The sequence below is a fragment of the Bacillus cereus group sp. N11 genome (genome assembly GCF_016483605.1).
Lineage (GTDB): Bacteria > Bacillota > Bacilli > Bacillales > Bacillaceae_G > Bacillus_A > Bacillus_A toyonensis.
On sequence record NZ_JAEHBN010000016.1, the window covers coordinates 102661 to 127711 of the forward strand.

Consider the following 25051-nt stretch of genomic DNA (forward strand, 5'->3'; position numbering starts at 1 on the left):
TTATCAGTGAAAAGAATTATCAATGGATGAAGTATAAAAGAATTATAGTTTAGGGGAAGTGAATGGGAATGAGTTCCGGATAAAATTATTAATCTAATGAAATATATGCTTAGAACAAGTTTCATGTAGTTAAGTTTTTATATAAAAATAATCTATTTACAGGTTTCGAGAGGAGATATATAAAGATGAACAAGAAGTTATTTACATTAGGGATGGTTACAGTTTTAAGTGTAGGGTTAGCGGCATGTAATAGTGCGGATAAAACTTCAGGGGAGCAAAAGCAACAGACAAAAGCTACGGAAACAAAAAAAGATGAAAAACGAAAAATTACATATTTAGGTAAAGAATATACAGTGCCAGCAAAAGTAGATAAAATTGCGACAGCTAGTTTAGAGTCAATGGAAGATGCGGCAGTACTTGGAATTAAACCAGTTGGTGCGATTACTGTAGGTGGTAAATTACCAAAGTATCTTGAAAAAGATTTAGAGGGTGCAAAATCTGTTGGTGAGAAAATGCAACCGAATTTTGAAACATTACTTCAATTAAAACCAGATGTTATTACATCAAGTACGAAATTCCCAGCAGAAACAGCTGAAAAGTTTACGAAAGTAGCTCCGACGTTCCCAGTATCACACGTTTCAACAAATTGGGAAGATAACTTAAAGTTAATGGGAGAATTAACTGGTAAAAAAGATAAAGCAGAAAAGATTATTAAAGATTACAATGCGGACGCTGAAAAAGCAAAAGCAAAACTAGGAGATAAGTTAAAAGACAAAAAAGTACTTGTCGTTAGACTAAGAGCAAACGAATTATTCCTATATCCTGAAGGCGTATACTTTAACCCTGTCATTTATAAAGATCTTGGACTAACTGCTCCAGAGCAATTGAAAACTGTAAAAGCACAAGAGAAAATTTCATTTGAAAAACTTGCTGAACTTAACCCGGATTATATTTTCTTACAATACGAGGCAAGTGAAAATAAAAACCCGAAAGTACTAGAAGAAATTGAAAGCAATCCAATTTGGCAAAGTATGAATGCTGCGAAAGAAAAGAAAGTATTTGTAAACGTTGTGGATCCAATGGCACAAGGTGGTACAGCTTGGAGTAAAACAGCATTCTTAAAAGAAGCAGTGAAAAATTTATCTAAATAATACAATAAGTAAGGTGCGTTGAATGATATGCAGAAAACAAATGCAGTACCAGTAACTATATTATGTATAGCACCCATACTCATCTTAGCTACAGTTATACTTTCTATTTTGTATGGTGCGAAAAGTATTGATGCTGAAACAGTGTGGAACGCATTATTTCATTTTGATTCAAGCGATGTAAATCATAATATTATTATTACTTCACGTTTACCAAGGGTAGTTGCAGCTCTTTTAGTCGGAGCATTTCTAGCCATATCAGGAGCACTTATGCAGGGGATGACAAGAAACTATCTTGCATCCCCTTCTATTATGGGTGTGACGGATGGTGCAGCCTTTGTTATTACACTATGTATGATTTTTCTTCCAGGAATGTCATCGATCGGTATGGTTTTATGTTCAATGATTGGTTCTGCACTAGGGGCCGGTATCGTGTTTGGTTTTGGCTCACTTCTTCAAAATGGCCTATCTCCTGTTAGGTTAGCAATTATAGGGACAGTTATTGGAACATTTTTAAGCAGTGTATCAGCTGCGATGGCTTCGTATTTTCAAATCTCTCAAAATGTTAGTTTTTGGTTTAATGCAAAGTTAGACCAAGTGGACCCTAATATAATTAAAATCACGATACCTTTTGGGATAATTGGGATAGTTTTAGCGCTGTTAATAGCGAAATCTATTACCATTCTTTCTTTAGGAGAAGAAGTTTCTATTAATCTAGGGCAGCGTACAAAACTAGTAAAAGCGATGGCAATTTTATCAGTAATTTTTTTAACAGGAACAGCAGTTGCTTTAGTAGGAAAAGTTGGTTTTGTAGGCTTAATTATTCCACACATTACTCGCTTTATTATTGGGGTAGATTATAAGTGGATTTTACCATGTGCGGGTGTTATTGGTGGAGTTTTCTTAGCTTTATGTGATGTACTAAGTAGATTTGTAAACTATCCATTTGAAACGCCAATTGGAGTCGTTACATCTTTAATTGGGATTCCTTTCTTCCTTTATTTAATCCGTACAAGAGGAGGAGAGAGACATGCTTAAAAGTTCAAGTCAACGTTTTGGAATGACGATGGGGATTATTATATTTTTAATACTATGTGCCATTTATATTAGTTTAACGAATGGAACGTTTGATATTACGATTACAGATGTATTTAAAACACTTTTTAGAATAGATCCGTTACCAGAGCATGATTTAGTTATTTTTGAGTTTCGTCTTCCGCGCATTGTAATTGCTGGATTAGTAGGATTAGGATTAGGCGTTGCGGGTGCTGTAATTCAAGGGATTACGAGAAATGGTTTGGCGGACCCAGGTATTTTAGGAGTAAATGCCGGAGCAGGTACAGCTATCGTCATTTTTATGTTTTTCTTTCAAGGACAATTAAAGAGCACAGACTGGATTTCTATAATGATGATGCCGATGTTTGGCCTAGTTGGTGGATTAGGTGCAGCCATTATAATCTATCTGTTTTCTTGGAAAAACGGTAAGTTAGATTCGCAGCGACTTTTGTTAACAGGGATTGCAATTGGTTCAGGGTTTGGCGCATTCTCTATGTATTTATCACTCAAAATGAAATCAACTGATTTTGAGATGGCTGCAGTTTGGGTGTCTGGAAGCATATATAGTGCAAACTGGAAGTATATTATTGCTATGTTACCGTGGCTTATCATTTTAATTCCACTTATACAGAAGAAAGCTTATTTATTAGATTTATTTCAATTGGAAGAAACGAGTATTACGAGTTTAGGTGTTTCAGTAGAAAGAGAGAAATCAATTTTACTATTAAGTAGTATCGGACTTGTAAGCGCATGTGTTGCTGTTTCAGGAAGTATTGGTTTCATAGGACTAATGGCACCGCATATAGCGAAAAGACTTGTTGGTATTCAGCATAAGCATATCATTCCTACGTGCGGAGTAATCGGAATGTTTCTTGTAATTGCTTCAGACTTTATTGCAAAAACAGTTTTCACACCTGTAGAGTTACCAGTTGGAATCGTTATTTCTATTGTCGGTGTACCGTATTTCTTATATTTACTTTATAAGGCGAAAGCGTAAGAGGAGGAATAAAAGTGAGTATGTTAAGTGCAAAAAATTTAGAAACAAGTTATGAAAAACTTACAGTGTTTCGCGATTTAAATGTGGAAATACAAGAAGGAAAAGTAACGACAATTATAGGGCCAAACGGGTGCGGTAAATCAACACTATTAAAAACGATGGGACGAATTTTAAAGCAAAAAAGCGGTAAAGTGTATTTGCAAGGAAAGGATTTAAATACAATTCCAACGAAAGAAATTGCCAAGCTGTTAGCTTTACTTCCGCAAACTCCGATTGCACCAGGAGAGCTTAAAGTAGAAGAATTAATTTCTTATGGACGCTATCCACATCGAAATAACGTAAACAAGTTAACCTCAAAAGATAAAGAAATGATTGATTGGGCATTAGATATAACGAAAACTTCAGAATTTAGAACGAGACAAATTGCAAATTTATCAGGTGGTCAACGACAAAAGGTATGGCTAGCAATGGCTTTAGCACAAGAGACAGAAGTGTTGCTATTAGATGAACCGACTACATATCTTGATATGTCTCACCAATTAGATGTATTGCAAATTGTAGAAAAGTTAAATAGAGAACATAACTGTACGATTGTAATGGTATTGCATGATATTAACCACGCAGCAAGGTTTTCCGATGAAATTATTGCAATGAAAGATGGGAAAATTGTTACAACTGGTAGTCCAGAAGAAATTATTACAAATGAAGTCTTAAAAGAAGTATTTCATATTGATGCGCGTGTCATGATTGACCCGTATAATGGGGCTCCTGTTTGTTTCGGTTATGATAGTGTTGTATCTCAAGAAGAAAAAGTAGAAATATATGTAACGAGCTAAAAGGGGGAGATAGGGTGAATACTACTATTGAAAAACAGCAGATTATTACATCTAATACAGAACAGTGGAAAATGTATTCAAAAGTAGAGGGTAAGGAATATCAAATTCATATTTCAAAGCCGAGGCAACCAGCACCGGATTCAGGATACCCTGTCATATACGTATTAGATGGCAATGCCTTTTTTCAAACATTTCATGAAGCGGTTAAAATACAATCAGTAAGGGCTGAAAAAACAGGTGTTTCACCAGCCGTTATAGTAGGTATGGGTTATCCAATTGAAGGAGCATTTTCAGGAGAAGAAAGATGCTATGATTTTACACCTAGCGTAATTTCAAAAGATGCTCCTTTAAAACCAGACGGTAAACCGTGGCCTAAAACAGGAGGAGCACATAACTTCTTTACTTTTATTGAAGAAGAAGTTAAACCGCAAATTGAAAAAAGTTTTGCGATTGATAAAGGAAAACAAACGTTATTTGGGCATTCGCTAGGTGGCCTATTTGCTTTACATATATTATTTACAAACGTAAATGCCTTTCAAAATTATTTTATTAGTAGCCCATCTATTTGGTGGAATAACCAATCTGTGCTTGAAAAAGAAGAGAATCTTATAAATGAATTAAACAATGCAAAGGTTAAAACAGGAGTATTTCTTACAGTTGGTTCACTTGAACGAGAGCATATGGTTGTAGGTGCAAATGAATTGTCAGAGCGCCTTCTCCAAGTAAAACACGATCAATTTAGATTTATGTTTTATGAAGCAGAAGGAGAGAATCATGCATCTGTTGTGCCGACTTCTTTAAGTAAAGGGTTGAGATTTATTAGTCATGTATCCAGTGTTTAAAAGGCTAGTGATTGGAGTAAATTCACATTTTTAAGTTAGTTAATCAAGTGATCGTCTAATAAAATGCAAACAAAAGGCTATGGGGAAATTTTCCATAGTCTTTTGTGTTGTTCAAGTAGAATTGTCCTTTTTGAAAGTTTTGTTTCAACTTTTCGTCTAAAGAGACAAAAAGTTGTCACATTTTCGTCACAATTAGCATAAACATAAAATAGACGAAATGAACTTATTTCCAAAAAGGCTTGATTCATTCAAATCAAGAGGAATAGAGCTGAAAAAGCGCGGATTAAAAGTTCACTATATTCTCAAGGAGGTAGATCGTATGAAAACTATTCTTGCTATCGCTGGACTGATTTGGGTTCTATCACATGGCATCCCAATTTATGAAGGAGAACAAATTCGCAGTGCTCTGAATAAAAATTTTAATGAATATCATATCATTGATCGGCAAGATAATGTTGTGACAGTTCGAGTGAATGATTGTTTTCATACGGTGACCGTTGAAGGAACTTCAGTAGTGAAAGATACAAAAGTATGTGATCAGCAATAACTATATATAGGAAGAAAAAAGTCTCAATTTAAACGTGTGAAGATTGAGGCTTTTATATTTGTAAGCGAATAATAAGCGGGGATGGACAATCCCCGCTTATTATTGTTTCAATTTATCCCGCTATTTGCCGGGCAGGCTACCAGTAAAAGCCCGATTGGGGAGTGCTAATTAAAGTTTCACTTTATTGGATTTTGATTGGAGATATAATGATTTTTTTACAAAAAGGAAAGGGTATAATAAAAATTGAGACTGAGAAGCTAATAATGTGTTAAGAATAATCATAAAGTGGAAATATACTCATATGGGGTATCATACATAGATATTTAATGCTATAATTAGTATACTCATAAAAGCAATTGTTTTATTGGATGAAGAGAAATTTTAAGAAGGTGATAATATGGATCATAAAGAGCATGAATCAGTAACACATAGATCAGAAAAAGAAAAAGAGCAAATTATAAATAGATTGAAGAGAATCGAAGGACAAGTTCGTGGTATTCAAAATATGATTGAAAATGATCGTTATTGCGTTGATATTTTAGTGCAAATTTCAGCGATTAATGCAGCGATGAAAAAAGTAGGAATGGGTGTCTTAAAAAATCATACGAGTCATTGTGTTTCAGGAGCTATTAAAAATGGAAATGGTGACGAAGCAATTGAAGAATTAATGACAGTATTTGAACGTTTTTCAAAAGCGTAAAAACAAGCTAGTATGTAACTGGCTTGTTTTTTTTGTTTACTCGTATATTGGATTTAGGTGTATTGTAGTGAAAAATTGTGTGTAAAATAAACGTTTAGAAAATAATTGAAAAATCATGATACAAAACCATTGATTACCTTAGGGGGGTATGGTAAGATGTAGTTGTGATTAACAAACAATGAAGAAACAAGAGGAGGATTTTAAATGGAACAGTTAACATTAAAAGTTGAAGGTATGTCTTGTGGACATTGTGTAAACTCTATCGAAAGCAGTGTGAAAGAGCTAAACGGTGTTGAACAAGTGAAGGTTCAATTAGCAGAAGGAACTGTTGAAGTTACTATCGACTCGTCTGCTATAACATTAAAAGATATCGTTGCTGTAATCGAAGATCAAGGATACGATGTTCAATAATTATTTTTAGATATGGAAATAAATCGTACTTTAAACGAAGTACGATTTATTTTGCTAATAATTATACCTTATAAGGGTATATAGAGGTGAGAGACATGAATGAACAAAAAGAGGCCAATCTTCAAATATCAGGAATGACATGTGCAGCATGTGCCAATAGAATTGAAAAAGGTCTGAAAAAAGTAGAAGGTGTTCATGATGCAAATGTAAATTTTGCACTTGAAAAAACAAAAATAATGTACGATCCAACTAAAACAAATCCGCAACACTTTAAAGAAAAAGTTGAATCGTTAGGATATGGAATTGTAAGTGATAAAGCTGAATTTACTGTTTCAGGAATGACATGTGCAGCATGTGCGAATAGAGTTGAAAAGCGTTTAAATAAGTTAGATGGTGTGAACAAAGCGACGGTTAATTTCGCTTTAGAGTCGGCAACGGTAGACTTTAATCCTGATGAAGTCAGTGTAAATGAAATGAAGAGTACGATTACAAAGTTAGGATATAAATTAGAAGTGAAATCAGATGAGCAAGATGGATCAACAGATCATCGCTTACAAGAAATTGAACGACAAAAGAAGAAATTTATTATTTCGTTTATTTTATCATTCCCGTTATTGTGGGCAATGGTGAGTCATTTCTCATTTACATCGTTTATTTATTTACCTGATATGCTAATGAACCCTTGGGTACAGCTAGCCCTTGCAACTCCTGTTCAATTTATCATTGGTGGACAGTTTTATATTGGAGCTTATAAAGCGTTACGTAATAAAAGTGCGAATATGGATGTCCTCGTGGCACTTGGAACGTCGGCCGCTTATTTCTATAGTGTATATTTAAGTATTCAATCTATTGGTTCTTCGGAACATATGACAGATTTATATTTTGAAACGAGTGCGGTACTTATTACATTAATTATTTTAGGTAAATTATTTGAAGCAAAGGCAAAGGGACGTTCATCAGAAGCAATTAAAAAGTTAATGGGATTACAAGCGAAAACAGCTACAGTTGTGCGAGATGGAACAGAAATGAAGATTTTAATCGAAGAAGTGGTAGCTGGTGATATCGTTTATGTAAAACCTGGTGAAAAAATACCGGTTGATGGAGAAATTGTAGAAGGAAAATCTGCGATTGATGAATCGATGTTAACGGGTGAAAGTATTCCAGTTGATAAAACAATTGGAGATGTAGTAATTGGTTCTACAATAAATAAAAATGGATTTTTAAAAGTTAAAGCAACTAAGGTAGGTAGAGATACGGCATTAGCTCAAATTATTAAAGTAGTAGAAGAAGCGCAAGGATCGAAAGCGCCTATTCAACGGGTAGCTGATCAAATTTCTGGTATTTTCGTACCGGTTGTAGTTGTGATTGCTATTATTACATTTGCAGTGTGGATGATATTTGTTACACCTGGTGATTTTGGCGGAGCGCTTGAGAAAATGATAGCAGTACTTGTTATCGCTTGCCCATGTGCGTTAGGTCTTGCGACACCTACATCTATTATGGCTGGATCAGGAAGATCAGCTGAGTATGGTATTTTATTTAAAGGTGGAGAGCATTTAGAAGCAACGCACCGATTAGATACGGTTATTTTAGACAAAACGGGTACTGTGACAAATGGGAAGCCAGTGTTAACAGATATAATTGTAGCAGATGGATTCCATGAAGAAGAAATACTACGTTTAGTAGGAGCGGCAGAAAAAAATTCTGAACACCCACTTGCAGAAGCGATAGTAGAAGGAATTAAAGAAAAGAAAATTGATATACCAAGTTCGGAAACATTTGAAGCAATTCCTGGGTTCGGTATTGAATCGATTGTTGAAGGGAAACAATTATTAATTGGTACACGTCGATTAATGACGAAGTTTAATATTGATATTGAAGAAGTTTCTAAATCGATGGAAGAGCTAGAGCGAGAAGGAAAAACAGCAATGTTAATAGCGATAGATAAGGAGTATGCTGGAATAGTTGCTGTTGCGGATACTGTAAAAGATACTTCAAAAGCAGCTATCGCACGACTTAAGAAAATGGGTCTAGACGTTGTTATGATTACAGGGGATAATACACAAACTGCTCAGGCAATTGCAGGGCAAGTTGGTATTGATCACGTAATTGCAGAAGTATTGCCAGAAGGAAAAGCAGAAGAAGTGAAAAAACTGCAAGCGCAAGGTAAGAAAGTAGCGATGGTTGGAGATGGAATAAATGATGCTCCTGCTCTTGCTACAGCAGACATTGGTATGGCAATTGGAACAGGAACGGATGTAGCGATGGAAGCAGCGGATATTACGTTAATCCGTGGTGATTTAAATAGTATTGCCGATGCAATTTTTATGAGTAAAATGACGATTAGAAATATTAAGCAAAACCTATTCTGGGCGTTAGCTTATAATGGCTTAGGGATCCCAATTGCAGCATTAGGTTTCTTAGCACCTTGGGTTGCAGGGGCGGCGATGGCATTTAGCTCGGTATCAGTCGTATTAAATGCGCTAAGATTGCAAAGAGTGAAATTAAAATAATAAAAATTTTAATTTATAGAGTAATTGAAAATGCTTTTATACAAAAAACAATACTTTGAATAAGTGTTGTTTTTTTGTTTGTATAAAAAGAAAAAAGGTATAATAAAGCAGCAATATTGAATCTTATTATAGTAGAAAGCCGAGTGTTAGTTTAGTAAGGAGACTCATATATGTTAACGGATATTATAATTAGGACATTCCAGAAAGAGGATTTAGAAACAGTATTACAATTGTTCTATGAAACAGTTCATACGGTGAATGCAAGAGATTATAACGAGTTACAGCTACAGGCATGGGCGCCAAAGCGACTAGATAGAGAAAGATGGCTACAGTCTTTAGAAAAGAATATTTGTTACGTTGCTGAGTATAGAGGTGTGATAGTGGGGTTTGGGGATTATAATGATGAGCATTATATAGATCGCTTATTTACGCATAAAGATTATCAAGGAAAAGGGGTAGCTTCATACATATTACAGAAGTTAGAAAAAGAAGCAGTGAACTTAGGGCACGGGGATATATATACAGAGGCGAGTATTACAGCAAAATCTTTCTTTGAAAGGAAAGGTTTTATTTGCATAAAGGAACAAAAAAAACAGCACAATGGTCAGATTTTTATTAATTATGTTATGAAAAAATAGCCTTCTCATAAACGAGAAGGCTATTTTTTCATTATTTTACAGCTTCTTTTAGTTCTTTACCAGCTTTGAAAGCAGGTACTTTAGAAGCTGCGATTTGCATTTCTTCACCAGTTTGTGGGTTACGGCCTGTACGAGCAGCTCTTTCACGAACTTCGAATGTACCGAATCCGATAAGTTGTACTTTTTCACCAGCAGCTAAAGCGTTAGTGATTGATTCTACTACAGTTTGTACAACTACAGTAGCTTCTTTTTGAGAAATCTCAGCATTTTGTGCTACGTTTTTAATTAATTCTGTTTTATTCATGTTTTTCACCTCATATGTAAATAATGCTATTTAAGTTGTTATTATAACGTATAAAACATTCGAGAACAAGTGTACGTAGATATATTCACGAAAAAAATGAAATTTGTAATATTTTTTAGGCCTACTTTATAACTATTCCATTTAAGCGGATATAGATTTGTTCTGTATTTCAGTCTTCTCTTTATTTGTAGGTAGTTTCTTATTATAAGATATGAAATAAGGTAGTTCTACAAAATACAAACCGCCTACTAAATTCCCAAAGAAAACAAGAAGTTTGGGAAATATTCAATCCAAGTTACATGACCGGTAAAAATTGCAGCTGGGATAACAAACATATTTGCTACAACGTGTTGAAACCCCAATTTTTTTCATGTTGTCACATCAATGTAACAAAAGGATTTTAAACTACATCTAGAGGTGAAAACATGAATACGCATCATGTAAAAAAAGAACAAAAAAAATCAATCTTAAAGAAACTTATTATAAGTTTCATAAGTATAGTAATGATTCCAGTAAGCTTGTATTTCTATGCGACAGAAATAGAACGAAAACTAATAACAGTTACGTGGAATGAAATAGAAGCCCCGACGATTCCTAAAGAGTTTAATAATAAAAAAATATTGCAATTCTCAGATGTACATTTAGGACCAGAGTTTACATTGAAACAACTAGAAAATTTGGTGGAGAAGATGAATGAATTGCATCCAGATATAGTAGTTTTCACAGGAGATTTAATAGATAAGTTTGGATCTTATAGTGCGGAAAAAGATGAAGCGAAGGTTATTTTGCAGAAAATTAATGCTCCCTTAGGGAAATATGCTGTGTTTGGGAATCATGATAGGGGCGGGGGGGGTAGTGTGTTTTATAAAAAGTATATGGAGGAAGCTGGTTTTTCTGTATTAGTAAATGAAGTGCAGAAAATTAAAGTGGGAAACGGTAAATATATTACAATATCAGGTTTGGATGATTTCTTATTAGGGAAGCCGCAAATAGACGCGACTTTAAAACATGTAAGGCAACAAGATTTCAATATGCTATTAGTACATGAGCCGGATGTTGTAGACAAAGTAGCTTGTTATCCAGTTGATTTTCAAGTTTCAGGGCATAGTCACGGAGGACAAGTTCAAATTCCTTTTATAGGTCCATTAATTACTACAAAATTAGCTGAGAGCTATGTTGAAGGTATGTATGAATTAGAAGGGAAGAATAAGCCGTTACATTTATACGTAAATCGAGGTATTGGGACAACCCGAATGCCGGTTAGATTTTGGAGTGTACCTGAACTTTCAGTATTTGTGTTGAAGCAAAATAGTAATTAGACGATTCTAGAATAGTAGGAGGACTTTCAGAGAAAGTTCTCCTTTTTATTGATTAAATACAGAATGTTATGTAAATTAAATTTAAAGTGTTAAAAAAGAAAGGGGAATTTCTATGATAGAAACATGGCATAAAGAGTTGGAAAGTTTGTATAACCAAATGGTTTCGTGGCGAAGAGATTTTCATCAATACCCAGAGCTATCGTTTCAAGAAATAGAAACACCGAAAAAAATAGCTGCAATCTTAAAAAGTTTTCATATTGATGTGAAAACAGATGTCGGGGGAAGAGGAATCATCGGCGTAATTGAAGGTGGGAAATCTGGGAAGACAATCGCGTTGCGTGCTGATTTTGATGCACTACCTATTCAAGATGAAAAGAAAGTTTCATATAAATCAAAGGTTCCGGGCGTAATGCACGCTTGTGGCCATGATGGACATACAGCAACACTTTTAGGAGTTGCAAAAATATTAAGTGATCATAGAGACCAACTTTCTGGAAAAATAGTTCTTATACACCAACATGCAGAAGAGAAAGAGCCTGGCGGGGCTATCGCTATGATTGAGGATGGTTGTTTAGAAGGAGTAGATGTTGTTTTTGGTACGCATGTATCTTCTCAAATGCCTGTAGGAATTGTTGGTGCGAAAGCAGGAGCAATGATGGCGGCAGCTGATTCTTTTGAGGTGAAGGTTCAAGGGCGAGGTGGTCACGGAGGTATGCCGCATCATACTGTAGATGCTATTATTGTTGCAACACAAATTATTAACCAGTTGCAACTGTTAGTTAGTAGAAAAGTCGATCCACTTCAATCCGTAGTTTTAACAGTTGGTACATTCCATGCTGGTCAAGCGGATAATATTATTGCGGATACTGCTACGTTTACAGGAACCATTCGAACGTTAGATCCTGAAGTAAGAGAATATATGGAGAAGGAATTTAGACGAGTTGTTGAGGGGATTTGTCAGTCTCTTCAGGCTGAAGTTAATATTCAATATAAACGTGGCTATCCAATATTAATAAATCATGTAGAGGAAACGAGTCATTTTATGGAGGTTGCAGAACGTGATCTTGGAAGAGAAAGGGTCATTGAAGTGCCGCCGATTATGGGTGGTGAAGATTTTGCATACTACTTAGAGCATGTTCCAGGAGCATTTTTCTTCACAGGTGCGGGTAATGAAGAAATAGGAGCAACATATCCGCATCATCATCCTCAATTTGATTTTGATGAACGTGCAATGTTAGTTGGTGGGAAGTTACTTTTAAGTCTCGTAAATAGCTATTTACGAAATGGAGATGAATCTCTTCGTACTGTAGATATGGATGTGAAAAAGTAATTTACATAAATAAAAAACAGCAATAGGTTACTTTATATAACCTATTGCTGTTTTTTATTATTTTTGCAAAGGAATAGCATCAAAATATGTTCTGTAGTTATTGGAGAATTCAAAGCTGTTTTTTGCATCCCAATTAATGGACCAAGACATTAGACCACGAAATGCAGGGTAGCCATTTTGATTAGAAAGCTTATACTTTCCTCCGAAAGGAACGCCTTTAATGATATAATCTAAAGCTTTTTTCATTTCAGTTGGAGAAATATACCCGCCACTTGGAGCTGCTGCTGGTGCCGCCGGAAGTCCAATCATTACTTGATCTGAACGAAGAGCTGGGAAAATATTATTTGGATTACCGCCTACAGGAAAGCCATGTAAGAGCATATCTGCCATCGCGACCTCGTAGTCTGCGGTTCCTTGATTATAATTATTACCGTCCATCCCAATGTCGCTACCAGCATTATAGTGTTGAACGTGAATATAAGTTAGTTTGTCTTTCACTCCGTAAATAATTGGTAAATATGCACCCCATATGCTTCCATATGCGCTATACCCGCCTTGAACATAAGCTGTTTCAGGGGCCATGCTTAGTAGGAAATCTGAGCCGTAATGGTCTGAAATCGTTCGAATTGCTGAGATAAGATTCACGCTTTGAGGAGTTGTTGGGTTTTTAAAATTAGTGTCATTGCCGTTTAAGTAAATACCTGATTCAAGGTCAATATCTATTCCATCAAAACCGTATTTATCGATTAGAGATTGAATGGAATTAATAAAACGTTGTTTAGCAGCATTGTCAGGAAGTAAAACGACTCCATTTTGTCCACCTATTGAAAGAACTACTTTTTTTCCTTTACTTTTTAAATAGGAAATATCAGATTTGAACTCTGCATCTGTACCATACACAGGGGAAAATTCAACAGTGGAACGATCACCACCAGTTTCACCGAAAGATACATTTATTACATCCCATTTTGGTGAAACATCTTTTAATTTAATAATGCCAGTACCGTTATCAAAGTTATGCCAATATCCAACGAGTAATTTTGATCCTAAATTGTTTGCTGCTTTTGTTTGGAAGGGAGCTAGCGGTAGCAGTAAGAAAATTACTAACATACAACAAATAAATTTGAACTTGTTTAACATATCAACACTCCTATACAAAAAGTTGTCTAGATGTATAATCTTGTTTCTTTAATAATATCTGAAAATTCTATCTTTTGTTAGGTTTAATAATTTTCTCAACAATTGTGTATGGAAAATTATTAAACCTAATGTAATAATTTATGAAGGAGGTGGATTTGAAATTTTTAAATTCAGAATATTTTGATATATTAAGAAGTGTAAGACAAGGTTTTTTGCATAATACTCTTACATAAATTTCAAAATAAAGTTTGGAAGGGGATGTACAAGATTTGGATAAAAATCTTAAGAAAGACCTAAAAATACGCCACATTACGATGATCTCAATTGGTGGCGTAATAGGGGCTGGTTTGTTTGTTGGAAGTGGTGCAGTTGTACATTCGGCCGGGCCAGGTTCTATCGTTTCATATGCATTAGCAGGACTTCTAGTCATTTTCGTCATGAGAATGTTGGGCGAAATGGCAGCTATTAACCCGACAAGTGGTTCATTTGCAACATATGCACGAGAAGCTATTGGCCCATGGGCGGGGTATACAATTGGGTGGCTATATTGGTTTTTCTGGGTAATTGTTATTGCAATAGAAGCCACAGCAGGTGCTGGCATTATTCAATATTGGATTCCAGACATCCCACTCTGGTTATTAAGCCTAATATTAACGATTTTATTAACGTTGACGAATGTTTTTTCAGTGAAATCATTTGGAGAGTTTGAATATTGGTTTTCTTTTATTAAAGTAATAAGCATCGTCTTATTCCTTTGTCTTGGACTTGCTGTTATTTTAGGATTTGTACCAGGAACGGAAGCACCTGGCACTTCAAATTTAGTAGGACAAGGGGGATTTATGCCAAATGGGATAAGTTCGGTGCTGCTTGGAATTACCGTCGTTATATTTTCATTTATGGGGTCAGAGATTGTAGCGGTAGCGGCTGGTGAGTCTGCTGAACCTGTAAAAGCAGTAAAAACAGCAACAAATAGTGTAATTTGGCGTATTCTCGTATTTTTCATTGGATCTATTGCTATAGTCGTTACACTCCTTCCGTGGAATTCAGCAAACATACTAAAAAGTCCATTTGTAGCGGTACTTGAACATATAGGAATACCAGCGGCAGCACAAATTATGAATTTTATCGTTTTAACAGCTGTACTCTCTTGTTTAAATTCGGGCTTATATACAAACTCAAGAATGCTTTTTTCGATGGCAGAAAGAGGAGATGCTCCAAAGGTGTTTTTAAAATTGAACAGTAGTGGTGTTCCAGTTCGAGCAGTTTTATTTGGAACTTTCTTCGCTTATATTGGAGTTGTTTTTAGTTACATATCTCCAGATAAAGTATTTTTATTTTTAGTGAATGCTTCTGGTGGGATCGCGTTACTCGTTTATCTCGTTATTGCAGTTTCGCATTTAAAGATGCGTAAAAAAATGGGAAAAGTAGAACAAAGAAATTTGAAAGTGAAAATGTGGCTTTTCCCATATGTAACGTATGTTACAATTGCTGCTATTATAGCAGTTTTAGTTGCAATGCTTGCAATTGAATCTTTGCGTCCACAAGCACTTTTAACGATGCTTGTTACTGTTCTTATAATACTTTCTTATTTTATTTTTAATAGAAATAAAAATAGCACAGTTTTGAAACCTAAAAGTAGAAATGAAGAATCCGTTCGACTCTAATTTATTGTTTTGGAATAGAGTTACACCCAATCATTGCTATAAAAGAATCATATATAAACATAGAAACGAGTAATTACTATTGTCATAGTGAATATAAACTTTTTTCTTGACTTTTTATACGAAGGCGAGCAAAATGGTAAAAAAGGAAGGGGGGGATGATGATGGAAGAGTACGTATTAGAGCTGTATAACCTGTTATATACGACAGAATGGCAAGATATTGTTTCGTTTCTAGGAATAGTATTTTGCATGAAAATTGTAATCGTATATATGGAAGAGCAAGGTATGTTCTATTCCTTCTCATCCCCGTTCGATGTGCAGCGCGAGCCGTTGCTGAACTATGCCAAGGTGAATTACGAACAAATTCCTTTTGTTCTATTCTTTATGATTCGATTTATAACAGCAATTGTAAAGAAGAAAGAAAGTGATGATGAAGAGTGCCACGTAACTTGTAATATAGCTAACGTTTTTTAAGCTAAATACAAGGAGGAGATTTATATGTGGTTTCGATTTCTTATGATTGGTTTCTTTTCATTAACAGCAATTTCATTAATGGGATATCAAGTATCTGAAATTTTTCAAGCATATAGCGATACGTTTTTTAACAAAAACTAATTGCATTGCTATTTGAATAATAAAGCGATAAAATCCTTCTTAAGAAGTTTTATTAAGAAGGATTTTTTTCTTTGTCTTGTCTTACTGTGTCAAACTATTGTCACATTTACACTGTGAATAATATGTTAAAATAGTGAGGTTACGTATACATATTTGAAGGAAGAGGGAGTGACCATTTTGGTGGATCAATCAACAAATCAGAAAAGCTATGCTCCTATTGTGATAACGCTTTCTGTAATTGTAAATGCGATTATTTTATTTTTGTTCTTTGGACCTGTTGGCTATGAAGGAGAAGTACATTTTGATGTAACGATTTTACCAATGTTAAATGCAATTTTTAATAGCTTTACGTTCGTATTCTTATTAGCAGCTTTATACTCTATTATTAAAAAGAATGTGAAAATGCACCGCGGTTTCATTCTTGCGGCATTCACGACGACTTTGCTATTCTGTGTTTCGTATTTATCGTATCATTACTTGGCGCCAGCAACACATTTTGGCGGGGAAGGATTTATTAAATATGTGTACTTCATCATTTTAATTACACATATTATCCTTGCGGCAATTATTGTACCACTTGCATTGTTCGCACTTGTATTTGGTTTTACGAATCAATTAACACGTCACCGTAAAATTGTACGATGGACGATGCCAATTTGGCTATATGTAAGTCTATCTGGTGTTATTGTTTACTTAATGATCTCACCTTATTATCAATAAAAAATCTCAGCCCTAAAGGCTGGGATTTTTTTGTTAAGCAAATATTTTTGTGAAATGAAAAAAATATGGTATACAAAAGTATAGTTGCTTTTTAAATAGAAGGGATGGTAAAAAGATATGCAAAATTTTGTATTTCGTAATCCGACAAAACTTATTTTCGGTAAAGGACAATTAGAGCAGTTAAAAACTGAAATTCCACAGTTCGGTAAAAAAGTTCTTCTCGTATATGGAGGAGGCAGCATTAAAAGAAACGGTATATATGATAATGTAATTTCTATTTTAAAAGATATAAATGCGGAAGTATTTGAATTGACTGGTGTTGAACCGAATCCTCGTGTATCAACAGTAAAAAAAGGGATTCAAATTTGTAAAGAAAATGGTGTCGAATTTATTTTAGCAGTTGGTGGAGGAAGTGTAATCGACTGTACGAAAGCGATTGTCGCTGGTAGTAAGTACGATGGAGATGTATGGGATATTGTAACGAAAAAAGCATTTGCTAGCGAGGCATTACCATTTGGTACTGTACTTACTCTTGCAGCAACAGGATCTGAAATGAATGCAGGCTCGGTAATTACAAACTGGGAAACGAATGAAAAATACGGTTGGGGTAGCCCGGTTACTTTCCCGCAGTTTTCAATCTTAGATCCAGTTCATACTGCGTCTGTACCGAAAGATCAAACAATTTACGGTATGGTAGATATTATGTCACACGTATTAGAGCAATATTTCCATCATGGAACAAATACAGAACTACAAGATCGTTATTGTGAATCTGTTTTAAGAACAGTAATTGAAACAGCTCCTAAGCTTTTAAGTGATCTAGAAAATTATGAGCATAGGGAAACAATTTTATATTGCGGTACTATGGCGTTAAACGGCATTTTAGCAATGGGAGTAAAAGGAGACTGGGCAACTCATAATATTGAGCATGCAGTTTCTGCTGTTCATGACATACCACACGGCGGCGGCCTTGCAATTCTATTCCCAAATTGGATGAAGCATGTTATAGATGAAAATGTAAGTCGTTTTAAACAGTTCGCTATTCGTGTATTTGATATAGAAACAGATGGCAAAACAGATAAAGAAGTGGCGTTAGAAGGAATTGAGGCACTGCGTCAATTTTGGACTTCAATTGAGGCGCCAGTAGCATTATCTGATTATACTATTGGAGAAAATGAAATTGATTTAATGGCGGATAAAGCGATGGCTTATGGTGAATTTGGTAACTTTAAAAAATTAAATAAAGATGATGTTTTAAGCATATATAAAGCTTCTTTATAAGTGAATCGAGAAAAGAAACCTATTTGATATAACAATCAAACGGGTTTCTTTTTTGTTTTCTATAATTGTTTTTTTTTTTTTTTTTTTTTTTTTTTTTTTTTTTTTTTTTTTTTTTATATAATTATTTTTTTTTTTTTTTTTTTTTTTTTTTTTTTTTTTTTTTTTTTTTTTTTTTTTTTTTTTTTTGATTGTTTTTGATTATTTATGAATGAATATGGTTGATTTTTGTGATCGTTTTCATTATACTGTAATCAAAGAAGAGGTGAGTAAAATGTTAACTCCTGAACGTCATCAAATGATATTGCAACTTGTAAAAGAACAGAAAGTAGTTAAATTACAGCAATTAGTTGAAAGAACAGAAAGCTCTGAATCAACAATTCGTCGTGATTTAGCACAATTAGAAAAACAAAGGTTATTAAAAAGAGTTCATGGTGGTGCCTCTGTTTTAACAGCAAAGGGACAGGAGCCAACGATGATTGAAAAATCATCCAAAAACATTCAAATAAAACATCAAATTGCTAAGTATGCAGCTACTATTGTGGAACAAGGGGATTGTATTTATTTAGATGCAGGAAGTACAACATTTGAAATGATTCCATTTCTAATAAATAAAGATGTTACTGTCGTGACGAATGGACTTATGCATATTGAAGCTTTAGTTGAAAATAATATTCGTGCGTATTTACTAGGCGGAATGATGAAGAGTAGGACGAAGGCTTTAATTGGTGCGATGGCACAGGAAAGTATGCAGAAGTATCGCTTTGATAAATGTTTTTTAGGAGCGAATGGCGTACATGAACAGTTTGGTTTTACAACACCAGATCCAGAAGAAGCGCTTTTAAAACAAATGGCATTAACATTAGCGAACGAAGGGTATTTCTTAATTGATGAAAGTAAGTTTTCAGAAGTTGCGTTTGCGAAAATTGCCAATGTTGAAGATGCAAATATTATTACAAACCATTTAGAAATTGATTTAGAAAAATATAAAAGACAAACCAATGTAATTGAGGCTGATAAACAATGATCTATACAGTTACTTTAAACCCATCTATTGATTATGTAGTACAAGTTAATTCTTTTGATTTAGGCACAGTAAATCGAGCAGAGAAAGACATGAAGTTTCCTGGAGGAAAAGGGATTAATGTTTCTCGCGTTCTTCATCGTTTAGGTGTTGGAAATGTTGCACTTGGATTTACTGGTGGATTTACTGGTCAGTTTATGCAAGATGTATTACATGATGAAGGTGTAACAACAAATTTCGTCCAAGTAGATGAAGATACTAGAATTAATGTAAAGATAAAAGGGGAAGAAGAAACAGAATTAAATGGACAAGGTCCTATTGTGACAAAAGAGCAGTTCGGACAGTTAATGAACAAAATTGAAAGTATGCAACGTGGAGATTGTGTTGTACTTGCTGGAAGTGTACCGACTTCTATTCCAAATACTTTTTATGAATCAATTGCTGCGTTTGGAGCTGAAAAAGGTATTCGTGTAGTAGTGGATGCAAGTGGAAGTGCACTGCAACATGTAATTAAAAATAAGCCATTTTTAATAAAGCCAAATCATCATGAACTTGGTGAGTTATTTGGAGTGGAGCTTTTAACAGTAGAAGAGATTTTACCGTATGGAAGAAAATTAGTCGAACAAGGTGTAGAGAACGTTATTGTATCAATGGCCGGAGATGGAGCTTTATTATTTACGGCAGAAGGTATATATGAAGCAACTGTTCCAAAAGGTGTTGTTATTAATTCAGTTGGGGCAGGAGATTCTCTCGTTGCTGGATTTGTAGGTAAATACGAACAAACAAAAGATATTGAAAAGGCATTCCAATATGGTGTTGCAACAGGGAGTGCAACAGCATTTTCGGCAGATTTATGTAAAAAGGAAAAAGTAGAAGAATTATTGTCGCAAGTAATTGTAGTTAAGCGATAGGGGGAAGTAACATATGAAAATTACAGAACTATTAAAAAGGGATACAGTCATTATGAATTTGACAGCTTCAAATAAAGAAGCTGTCATAGATGAATTAGTTGAGAAATTAAGTGGGGCAAATCGTTTAAATAGTAAAACGGAATTTAAAGAAGCTATTTTAAAGCGGGAGTCCCAAAGTACGACTGGAATTGGGGAAGGCATTGCCATACCTCATGCGAAGACGAAGGCTGTTAAGCAACCGGCGATTTGTTTCGGTAGAAGTGTAAGCGGTATCAATTATGAATCGCTTGACGGACAGCCTGCACATTTATTCTTTATGATTGCTGCAAGTGAAGGAGCAAATAATACACATTTAGAAACGTTGTCCCGTCTTTCTACATTATTAATGGATGAAGGCTTTCGCAAGCAATTATTAGAAGCAAAGGATGAAGAGGAACTTCTTCGCTTATTTGATGAAAAAGAGAATGAAAAAGAAGAAGAAGTTGAAGTAGCGAAACCGGAAGGGGATGAACCATACGTATTAGCTGTTACAGCTTGTCCGACTGGAATCGCTCACACATATATGGCTGCTGATAGTTTGAAAGCGAAAGCGGCAGAGTTAGGGATTGCGATTAAAGTTGAAACGAACGGATCAACAGGTATAAAAAACGGTTTAACGAAAGAGGACATTGAACGTGCAACGGCCATTATCGTTGCGGCAGATAAACAAGTAGAAATAAATCGTTTTGCTGGAAAACATGTCATTCAAGTGCCGGTAGCTGATGGGATTAGAAAAACGGAAAAGCTTCTTAATCGAGCTGTCAAACAAGATGCACCAATCTTTAAAGGTGTAAAAGAGAATGGGAAGTCAGAGAGTATAGAGAATGAAAAAGGATTAGGAATTTATAAGCATTTAATGAGTGGTGTAAGTAATATGCTTCCGTTCGTTGTTGGCGGTGGAATTTTAATAGCGCTAGCGTTTTCGTTTGGTGGTATAAAGGCGGAAGGTCCATTAGCTGAATTGTTCATGTCTATTGGTGGAGGAAAAACAGGGGCGTTTTTATTCCTTGTACCAATTTTAGCTGGATTTATTGCGAGTTCTATTGCTGATCGTCCTGGTTTTATGCCTGGTGTTGTTGGAGGGTTTTTAGCGGCACATGCGAATGCTGGGTTTTTAGGAGGATTAATTGCTGGTTTCTTAGCTGGATATGTTGTTTTAGGATTGAAAAGATTATTTTCAGGATTACCAGCGCAGTTAGAAGGAATTAAACCTGTTTTGTTATATCCAGTCTTTGGATTGTTAATTACAGGAGTTGTAATGCAAAAAGTAGTAAATCCACCTGTAGTAGCATTGAATGAAATGTTAACAGGATGGTTAAATGGTTTGAACGGTACAAATGCTATATTACTAGGTCTTATTTTAGGTGGTATGATGGCAATCGATATGGGGGGTCCAATTAATAAAGCCGCATTTACATTTGGTATTGCTGCAATAGAAGCGCAGAACTTTGGAGTTCACTCTGCTGTTATGGCTGGTGGTATGGTACCGCCACTTGCAATTGCATTTGCAACTACATTCTTTAAAACGAAGTTTACAGAAGCGGAATGTAAATCTGGTTTAACAAATTATATTATGGGAGCATCGTTTATTACAGAAGGTGCAATTCCATTTGCAGCTGCAGATCCGATTCGAGTAATTGTAAGTTGTGTTGTTGGTTCAAGTATTGCAGGCGCGTTATCTATGTTATTCCAAATTACATTACCGGCACCACATGGTGGGTTATTTGTTATAGCATTAGTAAATAAACCGTTGCTATATATTTTCTCTATATTAGTAGGGACAGTTATTTCTGCTCTTATGATGGGAATTTGGAAAAAGAAAGTTAAATAATAAATGAAAAAGGAGTAGCTGCTATAAGCTACTCCTTTTTATTACAAAAAAAGAGATTAATAATTGGAGAATGATGTTTTATGGTAAAAGATGTAATGGAATATGATTTTTTTGTAACAAAACAGTAATACTGTAATTTTTTTTGGAAAAAAATTTTCATGCTTGTATGTGGAAAATATATGAAAAATATTGGGGTTTCTATTGAAAATGCATTTCATTAATATGGAAATTTATGTTACAACTCGTTAATCGTATATTACGAGTGCTTTGTAATTGTGTGATTTCTAAAAAACTAAAAAATCTGTTGCTATAATGAAAATACGAAAACAAAGCAAATGGAGGCTATTCATGAAAAAATTATTAGGTATAGCAACAGCGGCAGTTTTTGGTCTTGGGATTTTTGCAGGTTCTGCGAAAGCAGAAACGATTGTAACAACAGACGTATTAAATGTGAGAGAAAACCCAAATGTAGAGTCAAAGCTTGTAGGTAAAATGTTAAGTGGAAATAAATTAGATGTTATAAATACAGAAAACGGATGGTCGAAAATTAAATTAGACGGTAAAGAAGCATTTGTAAGTGCTGAATTTACTAAAAGTACGTATTATGTAACGGCGAACGTATTAAATATTCGTGCTGGAGCGAATACTGACTCTGAAATTCTTGGTAAATTTAATAAAAATGATTTGATTGAAACGACAAATCAAGTTCAAAATGAATGGTTACAATTCGACTACAATGGAAAAGTTGCATATGTTCACGTACCATTTTTAACAGGAGAAGCACCTGTGATTGAAAAGAAAGAAGTTGTAACGCAAGAAGAACCGGCTAGAGTAAATCCGTCGGTTAAAAATAATACGGCAGTTAAGAGCAAAGAGTCTGTTAAAAATGTAGAATCAAGTAAGCCTGTAGCAAAGGAAAAGCCAGCTGCGAAACCAGTTAAGAAATCTGCTGAAACAAATGCACCTGCTGGCGGTCGTGAAATAACAGTAGAAGCGACGGCGTATACAGCAAATCCAAGTGAGAATGGTACGTATGGTGGTCGTGTGTTAACTGCAATGGGGCATGATTTAACAGCGAATCCAAATATGAAAGTAATTGCTGTTGATCCAAAGGTAATTCCACTTGGATCGAAAGTATGGGTAGAAGGATATGGAGAAGCGATTGCTGGAGATACTGGTGGTGCGATTAAAGGAAATCGCATTGATGTATTAGTGGGCTCAGATGGTAGTGCTAATAGCTGGGGCCGTAAGTCTGTAAAAGTGAAAGTTATACAATAGTGTATATGTATTAATTTAAAAAGCGGTTGCTTACATATTTTCAAGCAACCGCTTTTTATGGATTATTGAAAGGGATAAATAGTTGTACCTGTAAGAATTTTATATGCACTGCAAAATTGAGTCTGCATATACTCTGTATTTTTATTTTCTGGATGTAATGTCGTTTCTTGGAGCGTAGAATGAAAAGAACGTAGCAAACAATTTAGAGCGAAGTATAATTCTTCTTGTGAACAGTTTTGTTCTTTTGTAGCAGTGGCTAAAATGAGGTCTTTTGTTAAAGATGAAAAATTGATGGTAGATTGTTTCATAGTCAACTCATCCTCTCAAAGCTATTTTTTATCATGTGTATGCAGAATTGGACAAACTATGTTCTTTTTTTATATGAAATTTCATGTACCAGAATGAAAGAACTTGCAATCGTACCGTTAAAATTGTTAAGATTGGATATAATCAATAGATGGAGTATATTACATAAAGAGAGTTGAATGATATGGGAGAAATGCAACGCGAAAAGGTTGCTGTCATCATTGGACCAACTGCTGTTGGAAAGACGAAGTTAAGTATTGACCTTGCCAAAGCGTTGAATGGTGAAATTATAAGTGGAGATTCCATGCAGATTTATCGCACGATGGACATTGGAACCGCAAAGGTGACAAAAGAAGAGATGGACGGAATTCCACATTATATGGTCGATATAAAAGATCCGGAAGATTCATTTTCTGTCGCAGAATTTCAAGAACGTGTTCGTAAACATATTCGAGAAATTACAGAGCGGGGTAAATTACCGATTATTGTTGGTGGAACGGGTCTTTATATACAATCTGTTTTATTCGATTATCAGTTTACAGATGATGCTGGTGATGCTATATACCGAGAGAAAATGGAAAAGCTAGCTCAAGAACGTGGTGTGGAATATGTACATGAAAAATTGCAAGAAGTAGATCCAGAAAGCGCGGAGCGTATTCATGCTAATAATGTGCGTCGTGTCATTCGGGCGTTAGAAATTTTCCACACGACGGGCGAAAAAATGAGTGAACAACTCGAAAAACAAGAAAACGAGTTATTATATGATGTTTCACTAATTGGCTTGACAATGGATCGAGAAATGCTATACGATCGCATTAACTTACGAGTGGATTTAATGATGGAACAAGGTTTATTAGAGGAAGTAAAAGGGCTGTATAATCGTGGGATGAGAGATTGTCAATCTATTCAAGCGATTGGGTATAAAGAGGTATATGATTATTTTGAGAATCGTGTCTCTTTAGAAGAAGCGGTATCACAATTAAAGACGAATTCACGTCGTTATGCAAAACGTCAATTAACGTGGTTCCGTAATAAAATGGATGTCACATGGTTTGATGTTACAGATGGTGAAAAAACGTCAGAAATTTTACGATACATAGAAGGAAAGTTACAACTAAAGTCGAATAATAGTAAGTAGAGAAAAAGAGGAGGATTCGACATGAAGCAATCAATCAATATTCAAGATCAGTTTTTAAATCAACTCCGTAAAGAAAATACGTTTGTTACGCTGTACTTATTAAATGGTTTCCAGCTTCGTGGATTAATTAAAGGATTTGATAATTTTACAGTCCTACTGGAAACAGAAGGTAAGCAACAGCTTATTTATAAACATGCAATTTCTACATTCGTACCACAAAAAAATGTTTCGATTGAATTAGAGTAGTGATGAATTATTGTACATAACAAAAAAAGAGCGAGTTTTGAAGTGACCCCTAAAAGTTGACACGGTTATTTCATTAGGCAGCTTGATCCAAATGAGTCCGGTATTGCACCGGGCTCATTTTTAATTTTACCTTTATCCGTTTCTTATTATAATAATCTACATATTTTTCTAATTCTATTTTAAAATGATCTACACTTTCAAACTCTTTTATGTAGAGGAAT

At 34.9% G+C, this 25051-nt stretch carries 26 protein-coding genes and 1 pseudogene; 22 read left to right on the forward strand and 5 right to left on the reverse strand.

Annotated elements, in window-relative coordinates; genetic code table 11:
* The first annotated feature begins 185 nt into the window (after positions 1–185).
* The 10 genes from JDS98_RS23510 to JDS98_RS23555 all read left to right on the forward strand — a co-directional run bounded on the left by JDS98_RS23510 (position 186) and on the right by JDS98_RS23555 (position 9688).
* Complete coding sequence (locus tag JDS98_RS23510) at positions 186–1151, forward strand: iron-hydroxamate ABC transporter substrate-binding protein (protein WP_001035500.1); 966 nt, start codon at positions 186–188, stop codon at positions 1149–1151.
* Positions 1152–1178: 27 nt separating this feature from the next.
* Positions 1179–2186, forward strand: a complete 1008-nt coding sequence (locus JDS98_RS23515; protein ID WP_001173039.1) for a FecCD family ABC transporter permease — start codon at positions 1179–1181, stop codon at positions 2184–2186.
* Positions 2179–3201 carry a FecCD family ABC transporter permease gene (locus JDS98_RS23520; protein WP_000920445.1) on the forward strand — a complete coding sequence of 341 codons (1023 nt, stop codon included), beginning with the start codon at positions 2179–2181 and terminating at the stop codon, positions 3199–3201. The genes JDS98_RS23515 and JDS98_RS23520 overlap by 8 nt, the downstream gene beginning before the upstream one ends.
* Positions 3202–3215: 14 nt before the next feature.
* Positions 3216–4037, forward strand: coding sequence for an ABC transporter ATP-binding protein (locus tag JDS98_RS23525; protein ID WP_097957688.1), 822 nt, complete (start codon positions 3216–3218; stop codon positions 4035–4037).
* Between the two features lie 14 nt (positions 4038–4051).
* On the forward strand, positions 4052–4879 hold the full coding sequence (locus JDS98_RS23530) for an alpha/beta hydrolase (protein WP_098711849.1): 828 nt from the start codon (positions 4052–4054) through the stop codon (positions 4877–4879).
* A gap of 319 nt (positions 4880–5198) precedes the next feature.
* Positions 5199–5426, forward strand: a complete 228-nt coding sequence (locus tag JDS98_RS23535) for a hypothetical protein (protein WP_128853734.1) — start codon at positions 5199–5201, stop codon at positions 5424–5426.
* A gap of 397 nt (positions 5427–5823) precedes the next feature.
* On the forward strand, positions 5824–6126 hold the full coding sequence (locus JDS98_RS23540; RefSeq protein WP_000349642.1) for a metal-sensing transcriptional repressor: 303 nt from the start codon (positions 5824–5826) through the stop codon (positions 6124–6126).
* Between the two features lie 204 nt (positions 6127–6330).
* On the forward strand, positions 6331–6537 hold the full coding sequence (gene copZ / locus JDS98_RS23545; protein WP_000436968.1) for a copper chaperone CopZ: 207 nt from the start codon (positions 6331–6333) through the stop codon (positions 6535–6537).
* A gap of 95 nt (positions 6538–6632) precedes the next feature.
* Positions 6633–9050, forward strand: a complete 2418-nt coding sequence (locus JDS98_RS23550) for a heavy metal translocating P-type ATPase (protein WP_097953950.1) — start codon at positions 6633–6635, stop codon at positions 9048–9050.
* A gap of 170 nt (positions 9051–9220) precedes the next feature.
* Entirely contained in the window at positions 9221–9688 is a 468-nt protein-coding gene (locus JDS98_RS23555) for a GNAT family N-acetyltransferase (protein WP_000954491.1), read from the forward strand.
* A 31-nt stretch (positions 9689–9719) separates the two neighbouring features.
* Here JDS98_RS23555 and JDS98_RS23560 read toward each other — a convergent pair whose 3' ends face one another.
* Together JDS98_RS23560 and JDS98_RS23565 are read right to left on the reverse strand one after the other, a co-directional pair.
* A complete protein-coding gene (locus JDS98_RS23560; protein ID WP_001043903.1) occupies positions 9720–9992 on the reverse strand; it encodes an HU family DNA-binding protein in 273 nt (90 codons plus the stop codon).
* Positions 9993–10133: 141 nt separating this feature from the next.
* Positions 10134–10354: pseudogene (locus JDS98_RS23565) on the reverse strand (formate/nitrite transporter family protein); the annotation flags it as partial.
* A 63-nt stretch (positions 10355–10417) separates the two neighbouring features.
* On the opposite strand from JDS98_RS23565, the gene JDS98_RS23570 reads away from it, so the two are divergent.
* Complete coding sequence (locus JDS98_RS23570) at positions 10418–11311, forward strand: metallophosphoesterase (protein WP_001091710.1); 894 nt, start codon at positions 10418–10420, stop codon at positions 11309–11311.
* Positions 11312–11423: 112 nt separating this feature from the next.
* A complete protein-coding gene (locus JDS98_RS23575; protein WP_000573505.1) occupies positions 11424–12641 on the forward strand; it encodes a M20 metallopeptidase family protein in 1218 nt (405 codons plus the stop codon).
* Positions 12642–12698: 57 nt separating this feature from the next.
* Here JDS98_RS23575 and JDS98_RS23580 read toward each other — a convergent pair whose 3' ends face one another.
* Entirely contained in the window at positions 12699–13781 is a 1083-nt protein-coding gene (locus JDS98_RS23580) for a chitinase (protein ID WP_199634383.1), read from the reverse strand.
* 269 nt (positions 13782–14050) lie between these two features.
* Between JDS98_RS23580 and gabP the strand changes: the two genes are divergently transcribed.
* The 8 genes from gabP to entD all read left to right on the forward strand — a co-directional run bounded on the left by gabP (position 14051) and on the right by entD (position 23140).
* Entirely contained in the window at positions 14051–15445 is a 1395-nt protein-coding gene (gabP, locus tag JDS98_RS23585) for a GABA permease (protein WP_000360093.1), read from the forward strand.
* Between the two features lie 155 nt (positions 15446–15600).
* A complete protein-coding gene (locus tag JDS98_RS23590; RefSeq protein ID WP_002059902.1) occupies positions 15601–15918 on the forward strand; it encodes a hypothetical protein in 318 nt (105 codons plus the stop codon).
* A 318-nt stretch (positions 15919–16236) separates the two neighbouring features.
* Positions 16237–16779, forward strand: a complete 543-nt coding sequence (locus tag JDS98_RS23595) for a DUF420 domain-containing protein (protein ID WP_000228316.1) — start codon at positions 16237–16239, stop codon at positions 16777–16779.
* A gap of 117 nt (positions 16780–16896) precedes the next feature.
* Complete coding sequence (locus JDS98_RS23600) at positions 16897–18060, forward strand: iron-containing alcohol dehydrogenase (protein ID WP_098711852.1); 1164 nt, start codon at positions 16897–16899, stop codon at positions 18058–18060.
* A gap of 271 nt (positions 18061–18331) precedes the next feature.
* Positions 18332–19084, forward strand: coding sequence for a DeoR/GlpR family DNA-binding transcription regulator (locus tag JDS98_RS23605; RefSeq protein WP_000957289.1), 753 nt, complete (start codon positions 18332–18334; stop codon positions 19082–19084).
* The gene (pfkB, locus tag JDS98_RS23610; RefSeq protein WP_000640843.1) at positions 19081–19992 is read left to right on the forward strand and encodes a 1-phosphofructokinase; all 912 of its coding nucleotides are present in this window, start codon (positions 19081–19083) and stop codon (positions 19990–19992) included. Before JDS98_RS23605 ends, pfkB begins: the two co-directional genes overlap by 4 nt.
* A 13-nt stretch (positions 19993–20005) precedes the next feature.
* Positions 20006–21862 (forward strand): PTS fructose transporter subunit IIABC, encoded by a 1857-nt coding sequence (locus JDS98_RS23615; RefSeq protein ID WP_097957697.1) that lies wholly within the window; start codon positions 20006–20008, stop codon positions 21860–21862.
* 348 nt (positions 21863–22210) lie between these two features.
* Complete coding sequence (gene entD / locus JDS98_RS23620) at positions 22211–23140, forward strand: cell wall-binding protein EntD (RefSeq protein WP_000734606.1); 930 nt, start codon at positions 22211–22213, stop codon at positions 23138–23140.
* Between the two features lie 62 nt (positions 23141–23202).
* Here the strand turns inward: entD and JDS98_RS23625 are convergent, their stop codons facing one another.
* Positions 23203–23448: a hypothetical protein gene (locus JDS98_RS23625; RefSeq protein ID WP_000814421.1), complete on the reverse strand. Its 246-nt coding sequence runs from the start codon at positions 23446–23448 to the stop codon at positions 23203–23205.
* A gap of 182 nt (positions 23449–23630) precedes the next feature.
* Between JDS98_RS23625 and miaA the strand changes: the two genes are divergently transcribed.
* On the forward strand, positions 23631–24584 hold the full coding sequence (gene miaA / locus JDS98_RS23630; RefSeq protein WP_000504364.1) for a tRNA (adenosine(37)-N6)-dimethylallyltransferase MiaA: 954 nt from the start codon (positions 23631–23633) through the stop codon (positions 24582–24584).
* Between the two features lie 21 nt (positions 24585–24605).
* Positions 24606–24830: an RNA chaperone Hfq gene (gene hfq / locus JDS98_RS23635; RefSeq protein ID WP_000813896.1), complete on the forward strand. Its 225-nt coding sequence runs from the start codon at positions 24606–24608 to the stop codon at positions 24828–24830.
* Positions 24831–24903: 73 nt separating this feature from the next.
* On the opposite strand, the gene JDS98_RS23640 is transcribed toward hfq, so the two are convergent.
* Positions 24904–25051, reverse strand: a 148-nt coding sequence (locus JDS98_RS23640) for an IS3 family transposase (RefSeq protein WP_199634384.1), incomplete at its 5' end; no start/stop codon positions are given.

What these genes read in the sequence shown, in the direction of transcription:
- JDS98_RS23510 (WP_001035500.1), top strand. Translation starts at nt 186, where the DNA reads ATGAACAAGAAGTTATTTACATTAGGGATGGTTACAGTTTTAAGTGTA.
- JDS98_RS23515 (WP_001173039.1), top strand. Translation starts at nt 1,179, where the DNA reads ATGCAGAAAACAAATGCAGTACCAGTAACTATATTATGTATAGCACCC.
- JDS98_RS23520 (WP_000920445.1), top strand. Translation starts at nt 2,179, where the DNA reads ATGCTTAAAAGTTCAAGTCAACGTTTTGGAATGACGATGGGGATTATT.
- JDS98_RS23535 (WP_128853734.1), top strand. Translation starts at nt 5,199, where the DNA reads ATGAAAACTATTCTTGCTATCGCTGGACTGATTTGGGTTCTATCACAT.
- JDS98_RS23540 (WP_000349642.1), top strand. Translation starts at nt 5,824, where the DNA reads ATGGATCATAAAGAGCATGAATCAGTAACACATAGATCAGAAAAAGAA.
- copZ (WP_000436968.1), top strand. Translation starts at nt 6,331, where the DNA reads ATGGAACAGTTAACATTAAAAGTTGAAGGTATGTCTTGTGGACATTGT.
- JDS98_RS23550 (WP_097953950.1), top strand. Translation starts at nt 6,633, where the DNA reads ATGAATGAACAAAAAGAGGCCAATCTTCAAATATCAGGAATGACATGT.
- JDS98_RS23555 (WP_000954491.1), top strand. Translation starts at nt 9,221, where the DNA reads ATGTTAACGGATATTATAATTAGGACATTCCAGAAAGAGGATTTAGAA.
- JDS98_RS23560 (WP_001043903.1), bottom strand. Translation starts at nt 9,992, where the DNA reads ATGAATAAAACAGAATTAATTAAAAACGTAGCACAAAATGCTGAGATT.
- JDS98_RS23570 (WP_001091710.1), top strand. Translation starts at nt 10,418, where the DNA reads ATGAATACGCATCATGTAAAAAAAGAACAAAAAAAATCAATCTTAAAG.
- JDS98_RS23575 (WP_000573505.1), top strand. Translation starts at nt 11,424, where the DNA reads ATGATAGAAACATGGCATAAAGAGTTGGAAAGTTTGTATAACCAAATG.
- JDS98_RS23580 (WP_199634383.1), bottom strand. Translation starts at nt 13,781, where the DNA reads ATGTTAAACAAGTTCAAATTTATTTGTTGTATGTTAGTAATTTTCTTA.
- JDS98_RS23590 (WP_002059902.1), top strand. Translation starts at nt 15,601, where the DNA reads ATGATGATGGAAGAGTACGTATTAGAGCTGTATAACCTGTTATATACG.
- JDS98_RS23600 (WP_098711852.1), top strand. Translation starts at nt 16,897, where the DNA reads ATGCAAAATTTTGTATTTCGTAATCCGACAAAACTTATTTTCGGTAAA.
- JDS98_RS23605 (WP_000957289.1), top strand. Translation starts at nt 18,332, where the DNA reads ATGTTAACTCCTGAACGTCATCAAATGATATTGCAACTTGTAAAAGAA.
- pfkB (WP_000640843.1), top strand. Translation starts at nt 19,081, where the DNA reads ATGATCTATACAGTTACTTTAAACCCATCTATTGATTATGTAGTACAA.
- JDS98_RS23615 (WP_097957697.1), top strand. Translation starts at nt 20,006, where the DNA reads ATGAAAATTACAGAACTATTAAAAAGGGATACAGTCATTATGAATTTG.
- entD (WP_000734606.1), top strand. Translation starts at nt 22,211, where the DNA reads ATGAAAAAATTATTAGGTATAGCAACAGCGGCAGTTTTTGGTCTTGGG.
- JDS98_RS23625 (WP_000814421.1), bottom strand. Translation starts at nt 23,448, where the DNA reads ATGAAACAATCTACCATCAATTTTTCATCTTTAACAAAAGACCTCATT.
- miaA (WP_000504364.1), top strand. Translation starts at nt 23,631, where the DNA reads ATGGGAGAAATGCAACGCGAAAAGGTTGCTGTCATCATTGGACCAACT.
- hfq (WP_000813896.1), top strand. Translation starts at nt 24,606, where the DNA reads ATGAAGCAATCAATCAATATTCAAGATCAGTTTTTAAATCAACTCCGT.